Source organism: Fructilactobacillus fructivorans (genome assembly GCF_000814735.1).
Lineage (GTDB): Bacteria > Bacillota > Bacilli > Lactobacillales > Lactobacillaceae > Fructilactobacillus > Fructilactobacillus fructivorans.
In genome coordinates this window covers 75392-93630 of record NZ_JOJZ01000009.1, presented here as the reverse complement: position 1 = coordinate 93630, position 18239 = coordinate 75392, and the positions used below count along the sequence as shown (strand labels likewise).

General features: G+C 35.2%; 17 protein-coding genes. 15 read left to right on the top strand and 2 right to left on the bottom strand.

All coding sequences use genetic code 11. The annotated features are described in order from the left end of the window. Positions 1-99 precede the first annotated feature (99 nt). The gene (gene greA / locus LfDm3_RS01110) at positions 100-567 is read right to left on the bottom strand and encodes a transcription elongation factor GreA (RefSeq protein WP_052236574.1); all 468 of its coding nucleotides are present in this window, start codon (positions 565-567) and stop codon (positions 100-102) included. A gap of 179 nt (positions 568-746) precedes the next feature. On the opposite strand from greA, the gene LfDm3_RS01105 reads away from it, so the two are divergent. From LfDm3_RS01105 to LfDm3_RS01055, 11 genes are all read left to right on the top strand, one after another. Beyond that, on the top strand, positions 747-1724 hold the full coding sequence (locus tag LfDm3_RS01105) for an LCP family protein (RefSeq protein ID WP_156112326.1): 978 nt from the start codon (positions 747-749) through the stop codon (positions 1722-1724). A gap of 94 nt (positions 1725-1818) precedes the next feature. Continuing rightward, positions 1819-2484, top strand: a complete 666-nt coding sequence (locus tag LfDm3_RS01100; RefSeq protein ID WP_039143275.1) for a sugar transferase — start codon at positions 1819-1821, stop codon at positions 2482-2484. Positions 2485-2496: 12 nt separating this feature from the next. Then, complete coding sequence (locus tag LfDm3_RS01095; protein WP_039143272.1) at positions 2497-3282, top strand: DUF4422 domain-containing protein; 786 nt, start codon at positions 2497-2499, stop codon at positions 3280-3282. Positions 3283-3297: 15 nt separating this feature from the next. Then, positions 3298-4260, top strand: coding sequence for a glycosyltransferase family 2 protein (locus LfDm3_RS06645; RefSeq protein WP_052236548.1), 963 nt, complete (start codon positions 3298-3300; stop codon positions 4258-4260). Between the two features lie 9 nt (positions 4261-4269). Beyond that, positions 4270-5109, top strand: a complete 840-nt coding sequence (locus LfDm3_RS01085; RefSeq protein WP_052236547.1) for a GT-D fold domain-containing glycosyltransferase — start codon at positions 4270-4272, stop codon at positions 5107-5109. Positions 5110-5153: 44 nt separating this feature from the next. After that, positions 5154-6464, top strand: coding sequence for a hypothetical protein (locus tag LfDm3_RS01080; protein ID WP_039143269.1), 1311 nt, complete (start codon positions 5154-5156; stop codon positions 6462-6464). A 1-nt stretch (position 6465) separates the two neighbouring features. Then, on the top strand, positions 6466-7584 hold the full coding sequence (glf, locus tag LfDm3_RS01075) for a UDP-galactopyranose mutase (protein ID WP_039143267.1): 1119 nt from the start codon (positions 6466-6468) through the stop codon (positions 7582-7584). A gap of 2 nt (positions 7585-7586) precedes the next feature. Continuing rightward, on the top strand, positions 7587-9011 hold the full coding sequence (locus LfDm3_RS01070) for a flippase (protein WP_039143264.1): 1425 nt from the start codon (positions 7587-7589) through the stop codon (positions 9009-9011). A gap of 27 nt (positions 9012-9038) precedes the next feature. Further along, positions 9039-10163 (top strand): glycosyltransferase family 4 protein, encoded by a 1125-nt coding sequence (locus tag LfDm3_RS01065; protein ID WP_039143263.1) that lies wholly within the window; start codon positions 9039-9041, stop codon positions 10161-10163. 29 nt (positions 10164-10192) lie between these two features. After that, complete coding sequence (locus tag LfDm3_RS01060) at positions 10193-11224, top strand: hypothetical protein (RefSeq protein WP_039143261.1); 1032 nt, start codon at positions 10193-10195, stop codon at positions 11222-11224. A gap of 82 nt (positions 11225-11306) precedes the next feature. After that, on the top strand, positions 11307-12083 hold the full coding sequence (locus LfDm3_RS01055) for an SDR family oxidoreductase (RefSeq protein WP_052236546.1): 777 nt from the start codon (positions 11307-11309) through the stop codon (positions 12081-12083). 55 nt (positions 12084-12138) lie between these two features. On the opposite strand, the gene LfDm3_RS01050 is transcribed toward LfDm3_RS01055, so the two are convergent. Continuing rightward, on the bottom strand, positions 12139-14037 hold the full coding sequence (locus LfDm3_RS01050; protein WP_039143259.1) for a P-loop NTPase fold protein: 1899 nt from the start codon (positions 14035-14037) through the stop codon (positions 12139-12141). 155 nt (positions 14038-14192) lie between these two features. Here LfDm3_RS01050 and LfDm3_RS06640 point away from each other — a divergent pair, with 155 nt between their 5' ends. The 4 genes from LfDm3_RS06640 (at position 14193) to LfDm3_RS01030 (ending at position 18228) form a co-directional block, all read left to right on the top strand. Then, positions 14193-14636: an aggregation-promoting factor C-terminal-like domain-containing protein gene (locus LfDm3_RS06640; RefSeq protein ID WP_052236545.1), complete on the top strand. Its 444-nt coding sequence runs from the start codon at positions 14193-14195 to the stop codon at positions 14634-14636. A gap of 111 nt (positions 14637-14747) precedes the next feature. Then, the gene (locus LfDm3_RS01040) at positions 14748-15506 is read left to right on the top strand and encodes a glucose 1-dehydrogenase (protein WP_010022420.1); all 759 of its coding nucleotides are present in this window, start codon (positions 14748-14750) and stop codon (positions 15504-15506) included. A gap of 122 nt (positions 15507-15628) precedes the next feature. Continuing rightward, on the top strand, positions 15629-16966 hold the full coding sequence (locus LfDm3_RS01035) for a DUF6056 family protein (RefSeq protein ID WP_039143257.1): 1338 nt from the start codon (positions 15629-15631) through the stop codon (positions 16964-16966). A 269-nt stretch (positions 16967-17235) separates the two neighbouring features. Then, positions 17236-18228 carry an NAD(P)-dependent oxidoreductase gene (locus LfDm3_RS01030; protein WP_039143254.1) on the top strand — a complete coding sequence of 331 codons (993 nt, stop codon included), beginning with the start codon at positions 17236-17238 and terminating at the stop codon, positions 18226-18228. Positions 18229-18239: the final 11 nt, after the last annotated feature.

Here is an 18239-nt window from a genome sequence, read left to right as displayed (position 1 = left end):
CAGGAACTTATCTCTAGTTCCAATTTCAATTATACCAGTTATGGGTCGGATGCATAGTATTTTGCTCATGTTTGGTGAAATTGGTCAGTATTGGTCAGACTACTTTCCATAAGTAGTGCTAATTTCCAAGATTTTTAATTTATAATTTACTTCTGGGGCTTTGACTGAAATGGTCTCGCCAACCTGATGATGTAAAAGTGATTTGCCAAGCGGGGAATCATAGAAGATTTTATTTTCTTCAAGTTTAGAGAACTCCGCTTCTTGTTTTCCAACAATAATGAAGGAATCGGAATCGCCGTCTTCTAAAAACTTAACTTTAACCTTACTTCCAATGCCAACTTGATCACTTTTTGGGCTTGAAACCACTTCCGCATACTGTTCCTGCTTACGAAAGTATCGCAATCGGTTTTCGAGCTGGTGAAGTTCTCTTTTGGAAGTGCTGTACTCAGCATTTTCAGAACGGTCACCTAACGCAGCAGCGTCGTGAAGTGCTTGGATTTTCCCTGGCCGATTTTTTTCAAGCGTTTTGATTTCATCTTGAATTTGTTGATAGCCGTGCTTTGTCATTTTATTAAAATACGTAGCCAACTTGATCACCTCCGTCTTTTTTTCGTCCAAATTTTACCATAATTATGGTAGTAAAAAGCCCACATTTCCCATTTAAAGTTTGATTAGTAGCGCTCTTATGATATTATTACACTATGATTAATTCCAAATTGATTTCATTTTAACTAAGGAGAAATAATATGAGAAGCCGTCACATGGAGAAGAAATCTCATAAGACTCGTAACATCATTATTCTAGTAGTGATTGTGGTTGTTGCCATTGTTTTGGCATTTCTAGGATATGGTGCTTACAAGTACAAATCTGCTTCAAATCAAATTAATAAAGCTTATAAGAGTGCTGGCATCAAGAAAACAAGGGATACTGATGCCCTATTAAATCACAGAAAACCAGTTTCAATTCTGTTACTTGGAACCGATACTGGAGCCCTTGATCGAAATTATAAGGGTCGAACCGATACCATTATGGTTGCTACCCTTAATCCCGAGACCAAGAAGATGACGTTAACTAGTATTCCTCGTGATACTGCCGTTAACATTCCTGGATATCCACAGGATTCACCATCTAAGATTAATGCAGCTTACACCTATGGAAGTGCTGGAACCGCAATTAAGACGGTTGAAAAGTTATTAAACGTGCCGATTGATTTTTATGCCCTCATTAATATGGGTGGTTTAAAGGAAATTGTGGACCAAGTTGGTGGAGTAACCATTACGCCAACACTGTCATTTAGTTACGAAGGCTACACCTTTAAGAAAGGTCAACCAACTAAGATGGACGGAAAAGAAGCACTATCGTATTCTCGGATGAGATATGACGATCCTGCCGGTGACTATGGTAGAACCATGCGTCAACGTCAGATTCTACAAGCCATTGCAGGTAAGGGTGCTTCGGTATCACAATTGATGAACAACGACTTCATTAGTTCCATTGCCAAATCCAGTCAAACAGACTTAAGTTCAAGTGATTTGACGAAACTTGCAGCAGGGTACCGTGAACACGGTGACTTTGTTGACAATCATTTACAGGGTGAGAACCAGATGATTGCGAACTCAGCAATGCAAGTTCCAACGGAAAGTCAACTGCAGCAGACGACTAACTTCATTCGAAAGAATCTTGGTTTACCTGCCGCAAAGACTGGAAGCGCAGCTTATCACTAGATTTAAATAGAAACACGATGTTCTCCTGAGTGTATGAGGAGAACATTTTGGCGTAAAAGGGTAATTAGAACTAAGGATGAAGGAGTCATGATGCATGGAAGAGAACATAAAGAGAAAGACGATCTGGCTTGACCCTAAAAAAGTCCAAGATCGCCCCGTCTACTTCACGTGTAAAAGAATATTTGACATTATTGCCAGTTCCCTTGGACTTATTCTATTAAGTCCTTTATTCCTAGTGCTTAGTATTTTAATTAAGTGTGATGGATCTCATGGGAAGGTCTTTTATACGCAAGAACGAGTTGGATGCAACGGGGACATTTTCAAGATGTATAAGTTCCGCTCAATGATTCCCAATGCTGACCAAAAATTAGCTGAACTTAAGAAATTTAATGAGGTTGATGGAGCCATGTTTAAGATGAAAGACGACCCACGAGTTACCCGAGTTGGTCGTTTTATTCGAAAATATAGTTTAGATGAACTCCCTCAGTTGGTAAACGTCTTGATTGGTGAGATGTCACTAGTGGGGCCACGTCCACCACTTCCAAAAGAAGTGGCCGAATACACGGAATATGATCGCCAACGCTTATTAGTTAAACCGGGTTGCACTGGCTTGTGGCAGGTAACGGGGCGTAATAACGTTGGTTTTGATGACATGGTTTATTTAGATATTGTTTATATTATGAATAGTGGTTTCTGGTTTGATCTTAAGATTATATGTAAGACGGTTCAGATTATGGTCGTACCAAATGCGGCATATTAAAGGGGTTTAAGAATGAAAATTGCAATTTTGGTAGCAGCCCATAAGGATGCTCCCATGCCAAAGGATCGAAGTTTATACCTACCGGTTCTGGTTGGGGCCGATAAGAACTACCACGGTCAGAAGGGCTTTCAACTTGATAATCAGGGCGAAAACATTTCAGCTAAGAACCCCAACTATAATGAACTAACTGCCATCTACTGGGCCTGGAAGAATTTACACAATGTGGATGCCATTGGACTTGTTCACTATCGCCGACTCTTTAGTAAACACCTTGATCGGTCACTTGATAAGGTTTTGACTCAAAAGCAGATTGAGGAAATGCTTGAAAAAGCACCAGTGATCTTACCCCGTAAGCGTTATTATGTGGTGGAAACGATCTATTCTCATTATGTTCATTCTCACTACAAGGAGCCCTTGGAAGAGACACGGAAGGTAATTTCTGCGGTTGATCCAGATTACCTAGGAAGTTTTGATAAGGTTATGCATCGTCGTTCAGCTCATATGTTTAACATGTTTATTATGAAGACAAACTACTTCGATGACTACTGCAAATGGCTTTTTAACATTCTGTTTAACGTTGAAAAGCGGATCGACATTTCAAACTATTCGGTTCAAGAAGCACGAGTTTTTGGCTATCTATCTGAAGTTTTGATGGATGTCTGGATTGACAAAAATCACGTTAAATACACTGAATGTAACTGGATTCAGATCGGCGACCGTCACCTCGTTAAGAAGGCGTGGGGATTTGTGAAACGGAAATTTTCCAGTAACGTTGGAAAAGACGAGACACACTACTAGAAAGAGGATTCATTAATGACTAACTATGACATTAGTATTATCATGCCAAGCTTTAATTCAGAAAAATCAATTGGCAAAGCAATTGATTCAATCTTTAATCAAGAAACTGATTTTAGTTTTGAGCTTTTGGTTATTGATGATGGGTCCTCTGATGACACTGTGAATATTATCAAGTCACGGATGCTCCAAAACAAGAGCATCCAACTTTTTTATACTGATCATAAGTACCAGGCCGAAGCCAGAAATCAAGGCATCAAGCATGCCTCTGGGAAATACATCATGTTTTCTGACGATGATGATGAGTATTTGCCGGGATACATCCAAGCTATGGGAGAGAAAATTAAAGATATGCAGTTAGTGATTGCGGGAATTGAGAAGCAGTTTCCTAATGGTCGAGTTGAGGTTGAGGACCAGTCAGTTATGGAATCTGCTACTAGTGACGATCAATTACTTGGTGATTATCTTACTAAAAATCAAGAAATGGATGTTGGCTTGTGGAATAAGATTTTTGTTAAAAAAATTATTGATGATAATCACATTCTGATGAGTAACAAGAACTTTTTTGAGGATAGTCTGTTTGTCCTTCAATATCTGTTAGCGATTAACTGGGAACAGATTGGCTATGTTAACCAGCCAATGTACCTGTTAAATAAGCATGAGGGATCAACGACTAATACATACGATCCTAAGTTGTTGGACAAGTGCAATGAGTATATTGATAAGGTAAGTAAGTTAATTGCTAATCGACCTGAGTTAGAGAAGTATTTTAGAAGCTTCAAAGCACGAATTGACTTGTTTTATGTTCACCGTAATATTTTGAATAATCCGAAGTGGGATGTGCAAGATCAGCGCTTAATTCTGCGTCCCTTGATTAATTCATCATATCTGAAGGAGCTCAGCAAAAAGTATGTAATTGCGATTATGCTGGCGTTCATGATGCCTAAAACTTACATTAAGTTGTATTCAAAACGAAAGTGAGGATCAGATTTGAATCTAAAATCCTTTATGTACAAGGCATTTAACGATGCAGTCTACATCCCAATTTATCAAATTAAATATAAACGACAGTTTCAGACTTTAAAAATTAAATCAATTGAACAAACGATTGATGCGATTACGAAGGATCACATTTCTCTTAGTCGTTTTGGTGACGGTGAGTTCAAATGGATCAACATGACTGGGCAAGAGTCTTTTGAACATGATTCAAAAGAACTGAGTCAACGACTTTTAGAGGTTCTTCATTTTAATTTAAAGCGACATGGAATTGGATTACCACAGGCCTTTAAAAATCCTGATATCATGAACGCCAATAAGTATTGGGAACGTGAAATGGGGAAGTACGGTAAACAATGGCTTTCTGATTTAGATTTTTCTAAAATGTACTTCAACACTAGTGTGACGCGTCCCTACATGGATTTGAAGGACAAGAAAATTGCTAAGTACGTTTTTGATGAATTTAAAAAGTACATTTCAAATAAAAGTATCTTAGTAATTGAAGGTGATCAGACCCATTTTGGTGGGGGGAACGATCTGTTAAGTAGTGCCAGCAGTGTGATGAGACTAGAATGTCCTAGTCACAATGCCTTTGAGCAGTATAAAACAATTTTAGGTCAAGCTAAGCATGCCATCTTAAATGAAGATCCAGATTTAGTTCTGGCTGCGTTAGGACCAACCGCCACCATTCTCTCGTATGATTTAACTAAGATTTTAAACAAACAGGTACTTGATATCGGACATTTTGATGTAGAGTATACTTGGTTCTTAAATGGTGATAAAAAAAGAACTAAAATTAATGGCAAGGCTGTTAATGAAGTGAAAAATAATTAAATTGATCAATGTATCGTACCCGCAAACTGTAGGAGTAGATGTTAATGAGCAAAATTAATAACCAGCAATGGTTTAAAATTGTAAATTATGTGTTTATATTTTTCTTAGTGTTGAGTTGTAAGAGTGTGTTTTGGGTCTCAACTTTTCCAGCTTTTAAAATTGTTAAAGTTGGGGCATTCTTTTTACCCTTGTTAATCGTTTTGGGATATGCTTTTTATTATCGTGACACCGTTGTAGAACAATTTAAAAAAATTATGATGCCCTTAATTATTTTCATTGTGTTCATTAGTGTTTTTTTAATATTCAATTTCTTGATTTATCATTACTCATTACCTAGAATTGGATTCTTTTGTTTATATTTACCAATTATTCTTTATTTATACAGTTGTATTGTGATTCATAAAAAGCAGGATGTAATTGTTTATTTTATCAATATTGTTTCCTTCTTATCAGTAATTTCATTATTCTTTTGGTTGCTTTCTGAGTTTGATATACCCACCAATACCGAATTTGTTGCTCAATGGGGACATGACATCAAAGTTCCTGGTTACCTTATCTTTCAATTTATACCACAGGGTGCTGTCCCGTTTTTAGGAATTAATATAGTGCGAAACACAGGGTTGTTCATTGAAGCTCCTATGTTCTCATTTGTTCTATCAAGTGCAATTATATTTAGTCTGTTTTTATGCCCAGACCTTAAGCAGAGAAAATCGAAGTTATTAATTCTTTATGTAACAATTATTACTACTACTTCTACAACTGGAATTATAATTTCATTATTATCATTAGTTATTTATATTTTTGCGGTAGAATGGAAAAAGATTGTCAAAAATGTGTCAAGAATTGATCGGTATGCTATTGGATTAGTTTTAATTGCTTTTGCTGGTTGTTTTGCTGGATTTGCGATTTCTAGTAAAATGCAATCAATGAAAGGATCCACTACCGTTAGAAGTAATGATATTATGGCTGGTTTTCATGCCTTTATGCTTCATCCCATTATCGGAAATGGGATCGGGAACTTTGATATACTGAAGAAATTCATGCTTGCATCTCGATTAAAGCAAGGCGGAAATGATGGTTTTTCTGCTGGATTGATGCAAGTACTTGCTTATGGCGGAATTGCATTGTTGCTTGTATATCTAGTTCCACTGATTTTTTCTATTATCAAAAGAGACTTAAATACAACAATTGTATCTTCATTATTGCTTGTACTATTATTCTTTACTATTGTTAATGAAGTAGAATTATACTTCTTTTTATCAATTTACCTAGTGAGTTATTTATACCTTACAGGTGGTAAACAAAACAATTTAAGTGGGGCACGTCCCAATAAACTATTACATTTTGGAGGATAACATGACTGATTATTTAGTGGTTGGTTCAGGATTATTTGGATCAACGTTTGCGTACGAAGCTGCCAAACGTGGTAATCACGTTGAGGTAATTGAAAAGCGAGACCACGTTGGTGGTAACATCTATACAAAAGAAGTAGAGGGAATCCAGGTTCATGAATATGGGGCTCATATTTTCCATACCAAGATGAAGGACATCTGGGACTATGTGCACCAGTTTGCCGACTTTAACAACTACGTTAATAGCCCAATTGCCAATTATCATGGCGAGATCTACAACATGCCGTTCAACATGAACACCTTTAACAAGTTGTGGGGTGTCAGGACTCCAGCAGAAGCTAAGGCTAAGATTGAGGAACAGAAACGGGATGCTAACATCCCAGATAAACCAACTAATCTTGAAGAACAAGCTATTTCGTTGGTTGGACCTGATTTATACGAAAAATTAGTTAAAGGTTACACCGAAAAACAGTGGGGAAGAAAGGCAACTGATCTTCCAGCTTTCATCATTAGAAGAATTCCCGTTCGTTTCATTTATGACAATAACTACTTCAGTGATCCATACCAGGGAATCCCAATCGGTGGCTACACCCAAATCATTGAAAAGATGCTTGCTAGTGACTTAATTGACGTTAAAACCAATACTGATTTCTTTGATAAGAAGGATGAATACTTAAAATCTGGCAAACGGATTATCTTTACTGGAATGATCGATCAGTTCTTTGACTATCAATTGGGTGCGCTTGAGTACCGAAGCTTGAAGTTTGATACTGAAGTTAAAGACGTTGATAATTATCAGGGGAATGCCGTTGTCAATTACACGGACGCTGAAACTCCTTACACCAGAGTGATTGAACACAAACACTTTGAGTTTGGTAAGGGTAACAAACATAAGACGGTTATAACTCATGAATATCCAAAGACTTGGCATCGTGGGGATGAGCCTTATTATCCAATCGATGACAAGAAGAACCGTTCTTTGTACAAAAAATACGCAGAATTAGCTGCAAAAGATGTGCCTAATGTATTTTTCGGTGGCCGCTTGGGTCAGTACCGATACTACAACATGGATCAGGCCATCATGTCAGCTTTGAGATTAGTTAAAAACGAATTTGGTGAATAAATTTGGGTAAAGTAATTAAGAACTATTTGTATAATGCGTCCTATCAACTATTTGTGTTGATAGTTCCTTTAATAACGACACCTTATTTAGCTCGTGTGCTAGGACCACAAGGGGTCGGAATTAATGCTTATACGAATTCAATTATTCAATATTTCATTATTTTTGGAAGTGTTGGGGTTGCTCTATACGGAAATCGTCAGATTGCGTACGTGCGCAACAATAAGCAGAAATTGACTAACACTTTTTATGAAATCTTCTTTATGCGAATGGTAACAATCGGTGTCGCGTACATTGCCTTCTTTATTTTTCTGGCATTTGCACATCGGTTTCATAGTTATTACATTGCTCAATCCTTTTCACTACTCGCTGCGGCTTTTGATATTTCTTGGTTCTTTCAAGGAGTTGAGAACTTTGGCGTGACCGTTTTAAGAAATTTTATTGTTAAAATCATTACGCTTTTCAGTATTTTTGCGTTCGTCAAGTCATACAATGACTTGTGGTTATACATATTTATACTGTCCATGTCGCTTTTAATCGGGAATTTAACTTTGTTTCCAAGTTTGAGAAGATATTTGGGAAAGGTTGATTGGAAAAACTTTCACTGGTTTAGGCACTTTTGGCCGTCGATGGTGCTTTTTGTTCCGGAGATTGCCACTCAGATTTATCTGGTTGTTAATAAGACCATGCTGGGTGCCATGACATCCGTCACTGCGGCAGGATATTTTGATCAGTCTGATAAGATCGTAAAATTGTCGCTGGCAGTTGTTACCGCAACCGGAACCGTGATGCTTCCCCACGTGGCAAATGCATTTATGCAAGGGAAACACGAGAAGGTTAAGGACTACTTGTATCAAAGTTTTGAGTTCGTTACTGCCTTGTCAATTCCAATTGCGTTTGGGATTGCGGCAGTTTCCCCCAGCTTTGTGCCATTGTTCTTTGGTACCAAGTTTATGGCTGTTGTACCGTTGATGATGATTGAGTCAATCGTGGTGGTTATGATTGCATGGAGTAATGCGATTGGGGTTCAGTATCTGGTTCCTACCAATCAGAACAAAGCCTACAATTATTCCGTTATTATTGGTGCTATTATTAACATTGTAGCCAATGTTCCTTTGATTTTACTGTGGGGAGCAGTTGGAACTGCCGTTGCAACGGTTCTTTCTGAGGCTTCGGTGACTGGAATTCAACTATATGCCGTTAAGGACGAGATTGATTTTAGAAAGTTGTATCATGGATTCTTTAAGTACTTCGTCGCGGGTCTTTTGATGTTTGCCATCGTATTTGTACTCGATGCAACTTTAAGAGTTAAGTGGATTGATTTGATCATTGAGGTATTTCTTGGAATCATTGTGTATACGGTATTGATTTTCGTTCTGAAGACTAAAGTGTCTAAAGATGTAATTACTATTATCAAAAAGAAGTTTTAATTTAAAACATTAAGAGGTTATGAGTCAATGAAAATTGCGTTTGTCAGTGAGGATAAACTAAATGATGTTTCCGTTTGGTCTGGGACTACCAGTAATATTTACGATGTCATTGCCAAACGAAATGAAGTTGTTTCAGTGCGCCCATCTGGCATTAAGCTGTTTTTTGGAAAAGTAATTCGTAAATTTACAAAATGGTTTAAATTACCCGATCTGGAGGCATTTTCTGATGAATGGATTGCCAAAGTTGAAGGCAAGTCATTAAGCCAAAAATTAAAAAGTCATTCAGACGTTGATTTTATTTTTGTGGCCGCTGAAGATAATTTAATCGAATTTCTTCATACTGACATTCCAATTGTTTTTTTAAATGATGCAACTTTTAACGAGATGATTAACTACTATTGGTTCCATTTGACGAAACAACAGATCAGTATTCATACCCGAATGGATCAAACGACTCTTGATAAGTCAGCATTGATTTTGATGGCGAGTGAATGGGCTAAGCATGATGCAGTGCAAACCTATGGCATTAACGAAAATAAGGTTAAAGTCTTGCCGTTTGGCGCTAATTTACCCGATAAATTTGTTCCTCATCAACTAGAGGCTGATGATAAGGTGAAGTTATTATTTGTTGGGGTCGAGTGGGAACGAAAGGGAATGGACGTCATCTGTTCCATGATGGATAAATTAAATGAGAAGTATCCTCATCAATTTGAAATTAATGTTATTGGACTAAACGGTCTGGATGATCAGAGATTTCCCGACAACATTAAGTTTCATGGATTCGTTTCTAAACACACTGACGCTGGTTTAGACAAGATGATTAAGCTTTATAATGAAAGTGACGTCTTTGTACTGCCCACTAAAGCAGAGTGTGCGGGCATTGCATTTGCTGAAGCAGCCGAATATGGTCTGCCGTCCATCACGTACGATACTGGTGGAATTGGGACTTACGTAATTAATGATTACAGTGGCTATCGGTTAAATAGATCGGCAACAGCCATGGATTTTGCTGACACAGTTAGTGATTTGACGAATGATTATGAGAAATTGGTTAAGATGTCAAAAAATGCGCGTAAATTGTATAAAACGAAGTTAAATTGGGATGCCTGGGAACATGGCTTTAATAAATTGACCCATAAATTTGATAATTAGGTGGAATTTAAAGGAGTTTAGTGGAACTGATGAAAAAATTGATTATTGATGTGGTCCGTTCGAAGGCTAACGATGGAATTGGTAAGCCCAAAGAAGACATTAATGAAGTCCTTGAAAACGATTATGGTTTTCAGATGGCTTACTTAAAACAATTCAAATATGGCAAGTTTGATCGCCATTTTTTGATCAATTATCGAATCAACAAACTTGATAAATATCACTTAAAATCAACTGATGTAATTGTCATTCAATACCCCATTTACTCTGGAAAACAATTTGAAGAGACCCTTTTAAGATATCTCAATGATCGACGAGTTAAGACGGTGGCTGTCATTCACGACATCGATTCGTTACGTTTTCCTAATAGTACTTTCAAAACGGTCAAAGATGAGGCCGAGTTTTTAAATAACTTTACAGCGGTGATTTCACCCAATAGCACCATGTCAGATACACTGAAGGAAAATGGCTTAAACGTTCCGTGTGTTGACCTTGAAATTTTTGATTACTTTTCTGATGTTCATAGTAAAAAGAATGGGATTAAGTACAAGGATGAGATCACCTTCGCTGGGAATTTGAATAAATCGGTTTTCTTAAAATATTTAGAAGTTCCTGAGGACATTCGATTTGAGGTCTTTGGTAATATTGATGATCCAGAAACGTTAAATTCTTCCTTGAGGTACATGGGAAGCGTCTCTCCAGATGTGTTATCGAAAAAGTTAGGCCATGGTTATGGACTAGTATGGGATGGCAACAGTGTGGATAGTATGGACGGTAAGATTGGTGACTATTTACGATACAACAATCCTTACAAGGCTTCGTCCTATTTGAGCGCTGGCATGCCCGTGATTGTCTGGGAGGAGTCAGCAATCGCTAAATTCGTTGAAGAACATCATGTTGGATTAGCGGTGGATTCAATCGCTGACTTGGCAATGTCTTTGAAACGAGTAACTGATGGTGAATTCAATCAAATGGTCGATAATGCTCATGCAATTTCGGCGAAGTTACACGATGGTTTTTACACTAAACAGGCTTTTGATAGGGTATTTGATGAAATTAAATAAAACAAATCAAAAACGACGTGTTAATCTATTAGTTAATATTAACTAATGACTATCACGTCGTTATTTTTTTAGGAGTGATTATATGAGAAAAGTTTTAGTGCTTGGATCGAGTGGACAACTAGGTCGTGAACTATCCGATCTTTTAAACGAACAAAAAATTGAATTTGAGGCTCCATCTTCAAAAGAGGTTGATGTAACTGATCAAAATGGGGTCATGAAGTACTTTAAAGATCATCAACCAGAGGTGGTTTTTGATTGTGTTGGTTACACGAACATTGCGGGTGCTGAAGAAGAGCCCGGAAAGACAATCAATCAGAACGTTAATTTTCTTGGAACCCAGTACGTTGCTTTGGCTGCAAGAGATGTGGACGCGACATTGGTCCACATCAGTACGAATCGTGTTTTTGATGGAAATGACAATTCTAAACCGCATAAGACGACGGACATCCCCACTCCAATTAGTGAATACGGTAAGCAGAAACGCATGGCAGAACGTGCCATCGAAGAGATTAGTACAAAATACTATACAATTCGAACGGCAAATCTATTTGGTAAAGATGGCAGTAAGTTAGTAAGTAAATTACTTGAATCTACTGAAGATGATGAAATTAAACTTAATAATACTCAATCAATACAGGTGACTTCCACGAGTACATTAGCCAAGTTTATGCTTTTGGTGATCCAAAATGATTTACCATATGGGATGTATCATTTAACGAATGAAGAAATAATTACTCCATATGAGTTTGTAAAGAGAATTCTAAGAAATAAAGATTTAAAAATCACAGGTGCTAATTATAGGTATAATATATATAATGTATTGTTAGATTTAAATAATAATTATTTCCTAAATAAATGAAATTATTCAAAAACAAACTATATATTATTGAATTATTTAAGATAGATAATGCTAATTATTGGTGCTTTAAGTAAGTTTCTAATGCTATGATTAAGTTTGAAAAGTAATATTGTTGAACAGTATCAGTTTGTTCATTATTTTTATTTTTCATTTTAATTAATAATTTATTTTTATTGCATGTAATGCTCTTTTTGGGGTTACTATTATCTATTTGTTCATTTACATAATTTGTTAACCGAATGCATTTATTAGTTTTGGTCATTAGTTCATCCTCAATAATTTTTGTGTTTCCCATTAAAAAATCAATTATATAGTCAACGGATATATTATGTCTCGAATTAATTGATGTTCCATTTAATATAGCAATAAATAAATTCTTATCTTGCTTTTTTGATAAATTTTTTATTAGTGATTTTATTTCCATCTTTATTTCCACATAATTATTATCTTTATAATTACCATCTGCTAACCTATCATTTTCCATACTTAAATTATCTAATTCATAAAGATTATTTTTCTTCATTTTATTGAACAATTTTGATTTTAATGCATTGACCTTATTTAGATTTATTGAAGGTAATTTTGCTTTTCGTATAAATTTAAATCTCCAAAATATTTTTAATAAAATAGATGATGATAAAGTAATATCAATTTGTACGATATTTATAATTTTATTTTCTAATTTTTTTAAGTCATAATCGGATATATAAGGGCCTATTATAAAATTATTTATAATTTCCATATCGGGACCAAAAAACATGGCATTTATGTTTTTTAAGTATTCATTAACATTAAATATTCCTTTAATGACTTCATTTAAAATTTCTTCTGTTAGCATGAAATTATTTTTAAATTCGCGATTGGCATTTTCAACATAAGATTCTAAGAATTCTAATGGTTTTAAATAGTTATCTAAATCTTTTAAAGTTCTTTCTAATTTGTTACTTCTATCTGGATTGTCTTCAAGTTCTACTTGATAACTATGTTTGTTCATATTAATTTTACTAATTAAGTCATACAAATTTGTAGAAAAGTTTTCGTATTTAAGATTTTTTAAATGGGCTAAATCGAAAGAAAAATAGTTATTTTTTGTTCCAAATGTAAATAAGAAGATAGAAATATAAGCTGTTTTTATAGCTTGGTCCTTTAAATCTTGTGTTTCATTTTCTTCATTAATTTCATATACTACTTCATTAAATGTTGATATTATAGTTTCTATTGATCGTAGATTTATATTATTTTTTACTATTAATTTATTTGATATATTAGAAATCCACTTGGATAATTCTTGATTAGTATTATTAAGAATTTTATTTAAACCACTATTTATAATTTGTAAAGCAATTCCCTTGTTAAAATTCCCAAAACTAATTGTTTTATTAATTATCTTTTCTTTTATGAATTTAAATTTTTGTGTATTTTCTTTATTGTCTAATTTTTCTTCGTTAGATATAATTATAATTTTAAATCCATCTTCCAATAATTTTTGAATAAATGCTATAAGTTCATTTGAAGTTATAGATTCATCTACTCTTTCTAAATCATCAACGATAATAGTTTTATTTCTTGCATCAGAGATAATTGTTTTTTCAATATGACGATCCCAAAAGTCAATCATTAATCCTGGAAGATTTTTAGTAGAGACTCCCTTTATTTTTGATGGTGTGAGCTCTTTAATCGGATCCTTGTACTTTGTTATGATTTGGTTAAATTTATTATAGAGTTGGAATAAGATTTCTTTGTATGTGTTTTTTAAATCTGTTTCTCCACTCAAAGAGACATATGAAAAATCATATCGATTTTTGCTTTTTTCCATAAAATTTTTTATATACCATGTTTTACCTGTTCCCCACTCTCCGTTAATTTGGAAAGCAAGTTTATCATCTGAGTCTATGTATCTTTTAACAGCATCATCAATTGGTTTTAAACTTTCAAATTCATTCTTTCCTGTCAATTGCCTACACCTCAATATTTATAATGGTTTTAATATACATAAAATAATACTAAAACCCGTTTTCTGCAATCTTTTTTAACCTCCATGTAATGTTTTCCTAATATTGCTGAAATTTTCACCCTTTAACGTATTGAACGTTGAGAGGAGGAAAAGACATGAACTGGAAACACATTATTCTAACAGTAGTCAGTGTTGCAGCTATTTTTACCACGGGCATAGCAGTCGCAAATAGTTCGCGCATGGACGTTAATGCTGATTCATCGAGATACACCACCGTTAATAGACAGAAAAAAGTTCAGAAAGCAAAACGGGCAAAACAACCCGTAAAAGTAATTAAGTCAGAAAGTTCAGTAACTCAGCTAAGTAAGTCCGAAGGGGCTGCCAAAAACTGGATTGCTTATCAAGAATCACGTGGTGACTATCACGCCAAGAATCCAACTAACCCAACGGTGTACGGTAAGTACCAATTAAGTCGAGCTTACCTGCACGGCGATTACTCAAAAGAGAATCAGGAACGGACCGCCGATAACTACGTTTACGGACGTTACGGATCTTGGAAGAACGCTAAAAAACATTGGGAAAGCAATAACTGGTACTAAACTTTTAGTACATAAGGCTCATGACAAAAGTCATGAGCCTTTTTGCGTGTTAATGAAGCTTTTAATGGTAAGGTTAGGTTAAGAATAAATATGTAATTGGAGGGATATATTATGACAGACAGATTAAAGAACAAAGTTGCAATCATTACTGGTGGAACCCTTGGAATTGGTTATGCTATTGCCGAGATGTTTGTTAAAGAAGGCGCTAAAGTAGCGATTACTGGACGTAATGAAGATCGTGGCCGTGAAGCAGCCGATGCAATTAACAAAGAATACCCCAACACAGCTAAATTCATCAAACAGGATGTTTCTGATCCAGAGCGTTGGCCAGAAGTGTTTGAAGAAACTGAGAAGGATTTTGGTCAAGTTACCACATTGATTAACAATGCTGGAATTGCGATTGGCAAGTCGATCGAAGATACTACCACTGAAGAATGGAAGAAAGTCTTAAGCATTGACCTTGACGGTGTTTTCTATGGAATGCGTGAAGGCATCAAACAAATGAAAAACAAGAACATTGGCGCTTCCATCGTAAACATGTCATCAATCGAAGGTTTAGTTGGTGATCCTGATTTGGGTGCTTACAATGCCTCAAAAGGTGGCGTCCGGATGATGTCAAAGTCAGCTGCTTTGGATTGTGCGCTTAAAGACTACGGCATTCGGGTTAACTCAGTTCACCCAGGTTACATCCAAACTCCAATGGTTAAACCAGACTTTGTTAAGGCTATGTCACAAAGAAGCAAGACTCCAATGGGCCATTTAGGTAAACCAAAAGACGTTGCATATGCTGCCGTTTACTTGGCTTCTGATGAATCCGAATTCACTACTGGTAGTGAATTAGTGGTTGATGGTGGATACACGGCTCAATAAAAAGTATTAAATAATAATAGATGTGAGAGGATATGCTATGAGCATAGCCTCTTTTTTAGTATGTTTTGATATTTTTTCCTATGATACAATAAAAATATCTATATTATGAGGTGAATTTGTTTATGGAGAAATTATTGTCTTTTTGTAAAAAGTATTTTATATTGATTATTTCAATTTGTTTATTTATCTTAGTGTCATTTTGGGGAATGATTACTCCATTGTTTTCAGATGATGCTTTAGCAGTAAGAATGAGTCCTAGTGAAATTTTACATAGTGGAATAAATGATTGGTTTGTATGGAATGGAAGATTTGTAGGTCAAACATTTTATAGAATTCTTGTGAATTTACCACCATCTATTTATGGATTAGTTAATGCCTTAGTTTTTATTCTTCTCCCATTACTTATGATGGTTCTAACATTTAAGTCTTCAGGCAATTTAAAACACAAAAATGCAAAGTATATCTTAATTTTAGCAATGATTTTTGCTTTTTTTCCTAACTTTTCCCTTAACTTTCTATACAGAGCAATTTCTGGAAATTATTTATGGACTGGAATAATAAATTTTTTGTTTGTTATTTTGTGGATTTCATATAAACATAATACGAGTAAATTGAAAAATATTTCTTATAGTATTTTGTTAATTGCTTTGAGTGTAATTGCAGGTTGGTGTAATGAAAATCTTGGAATTGGAATAATTTTTCTGCTTATTGGGTTAACGTTAATTTCAACCAAGAAATATAAAGGGTTAAATTTTACAAAAGTTATCTCAGTGATTGCTTATATTTTTGGTTATGTAATGTTACTCATTGCTCCTGGTAATATGGTTAGAGGGAGGTCGAGAGATCAAAGCTTCTTAAATAAATCATTTATTCAAAAAATTGCTACTAATCTGCCTATAATTAATCAATATATTATACAGCACATTCTTCCCTTGCTTATTATCTTTATTATTGTTTTATTTATTAATATTTATTTAGTTAAGAATCGTTATGCGATTTTAAGCAGTTGTATTTTGTTTGTTTCAGCATTTATTACATTTTATGCATTGTTACTATCTCCTGAGTCCGTTGATCAATCGAGATGCTACTTTTTTGGAACAATGTTATTAATCATTGCTGTTGTTCAATTGATACCATTTTCTTCTAATGATGATTTAATAAAAATAGTGGTTAATTCTTTTATAGTTTGTTTATGTGGCTATGTATTATTAACTTTAAGTACTGGTTTTGTACTCTCATATAAAACGGATATAGAGTTATTGCAACAACAGAACATGATTAAAAATAAACTAAAAAATAAGAAAAATAATGGAAATATTACTGTGCCAAAAATAAATAACGCTCCATATTCAGATTATGGGCTGTGGGATATTCTTTCTGAGAATCCAAGTGATTGGCAAAACACTTGTTATGCTCATATGTTTAAAGCTAAAAGTATTAAGGTAGCTGGAAACTACTAATACTAAAAAAGACGACTGTGAAGTCGTCTTTTTCTTTTCTAGTTTATTTTGTTAAGATGGCGTAAATGCCAGCGATGACCAAGATAATCATCACAACCGCCATTACAACGATTCGTTTCACTTGTGTTTTATGAAAATTATTAAATTTGTTTGCCATAGTATTCTCCTCTGATTGGTTATGAACATTTTAGCATTTAATAAGAGAAAAGAATTGCATTTTAACCACGGTTTAATTCATAATTGAGTTGTTAAAATAAGGAGATAGATCAATGTTTAAAATAACTATTTACCATGCTGATGCAATGCAGAAGCAATATTTTGAAGATTATAATCAAACAAGTTTTGAACTAAAGTTTGTTAAAGAGAGATTAACGATGGCCAATGTGATCCAAGCCCAGGGATCCAATGGAGTCTTGATCGATGGGATGTGCAATGCTGACACTAAAATTGTTGATCAGTTAGCTGACTATGGCGTTGAGTACTTGTTTACCCGTGCGGTTGGTATTAATAATATTGATGTTAAAGAAGCCACTGCTAAGGGGATTAAGGTTGCTAATGTCCCCGACTATTCGCCACATTCAGTTGCTGGTCTTGCGTTCACACTTGGAATGACGCTTTTCCGTCATGTAGCTCAAGCCACTGCCAACACGCATGATGCTGACTTTCGGATCTTGCCCCTCTACTTTAGTCGTGAGATTCATGACTCTACGGTTGGAATTATCGGAGCTGGGAGAATTGGAACGGCCGAAGCTGAGATGTATGATGCGGTTGGTGCTAACGTTTTAGCGTACCAACGTCATCCAAACCCAGACAATCAAGCCGTTAAATTTGTGGAGATGGATGAACTGTTAGCTAAGTCTGACATTGTTTCCATCCATGTTCCGTTAACTTCTGGAACCGAAAAATTAATTGGTAAACCAGAACTGGACCAGATGAAGAATGATGCCATTTTGGTTAACACGGCTCGCGGTGGGGTAGTTGATAATAATGCTGTCGCTGATGCCGTTGAGAACTTTCAAATTGGTGGTTATGGAACCGATGTTTTGCTTGATGAGGGCGAAGTCATTGGGAAAGAATTCAACAGTTTGGACGACGTTCCAAGTGCTGAAGATAAGAAGTTAATGAAGAATTATCCAAATGTCATCGTGACACCTCATATGGGAGCATTTACCGAGGAAGCCAATAAAGACATGGTTCGGATTAGTTTTGAGAACTTCAAACAAGTGCTTGCAACTGGTAAACCATTGCATCCAGTAAACTAAGGAGAGATAGA

Coding starts and splice junctions, on each gene's coding strand:
- greA (WP_052236574.1), bottom strand. CDS start 567: ATGACAAAGCACGGCTATCAACAAATTCAAGATGAAATCAAAACGCTT.
- LfDm3_RS01105 (WP_156112326.1), top strand. CDS start 747: ATGAGAAGCCGTCACATGGAGAAGAAATCTCATAAGACTCGTAACATC.
- LfDm3_RS01100 (WP_039143275.1), top strand. CDS start 1,819: ATGGAAGAGAACATAAAGAGAAAGACGATCTGGCTTGACCCTAAAAAA.
- LfDm3_RS01095 (WP_039143272.1), top strand. CDS start 2,497: ATGAAAATTGCAATTTTGGTAGCAGCCCATAAGGATGCTCCCATGCCA.
- LfDm3_RS06645 (WP_052236548.1), top strand. CDS start 3,298: ATGACTAACTATGACATTAGTATTATCATGCCAAGCTTTAATTCAGAA.
- LfDm3_RS01080 (WP_039143269.1), top strand. CDS start 5,154: ATGAGCAAAATTAATAACCAGCAATGGTTTAAAATTGTAAATTATGTG.
- glf (WP_039143267.1), top strand. CDS start 6,466: ATGACTGATTATTTAGTGGTTGGTTCAGGATTATTTGGATCAACGTTT.
- LfDm3_RS01065 (WP_039143263.1), top strand. CDS start 9,039: ATGAAAATTGCGTTTGTCAGTGAGGATAAACTAAATGATGTTTCCGTT.
- LfDm3_RS01060 (WP_039143261.1), top strand. CDS start 10,193: ATGAAAAAATTGATTATTGATGTGGTCCGTTCGAAGGCTAACGATGGA.
- LfDm3_RS01055 (WP_052236546.1), top strand. CDS start 11,307: ATGAGAAAAGTTTTAGTGCTTGGATCGAGTGGACAACTAGGTCGTGAA.
- LfDm3_RS06640 (WP_052236545.1), top strand. CDS start 14,193: ATGAACTGGAAACACATTATTCTAACAGTAGTCAGTGTTGCAGCTATT.
- LfDm3_RS01040 (WP_010022420.1), top strand. CDS start 14,748: ATGACAGACAGATTAAAGAACAAAGTTGCAATCATTACTGGTGGAACC.
- LfDm3_RS01035 (WP_039143257.1), top strand. CDS start 15,629: ATGGAGAAATTATTGTCTTTTTGTAAAAAGTATTTTATATTGATTATT.
- LfDm3_RS01030 (WP_039143254.1), top strand. CDS start 17,236: ATGTTTAAAATAACTATTTACCATGCTGATGCAATGCAGAAGCAATAT.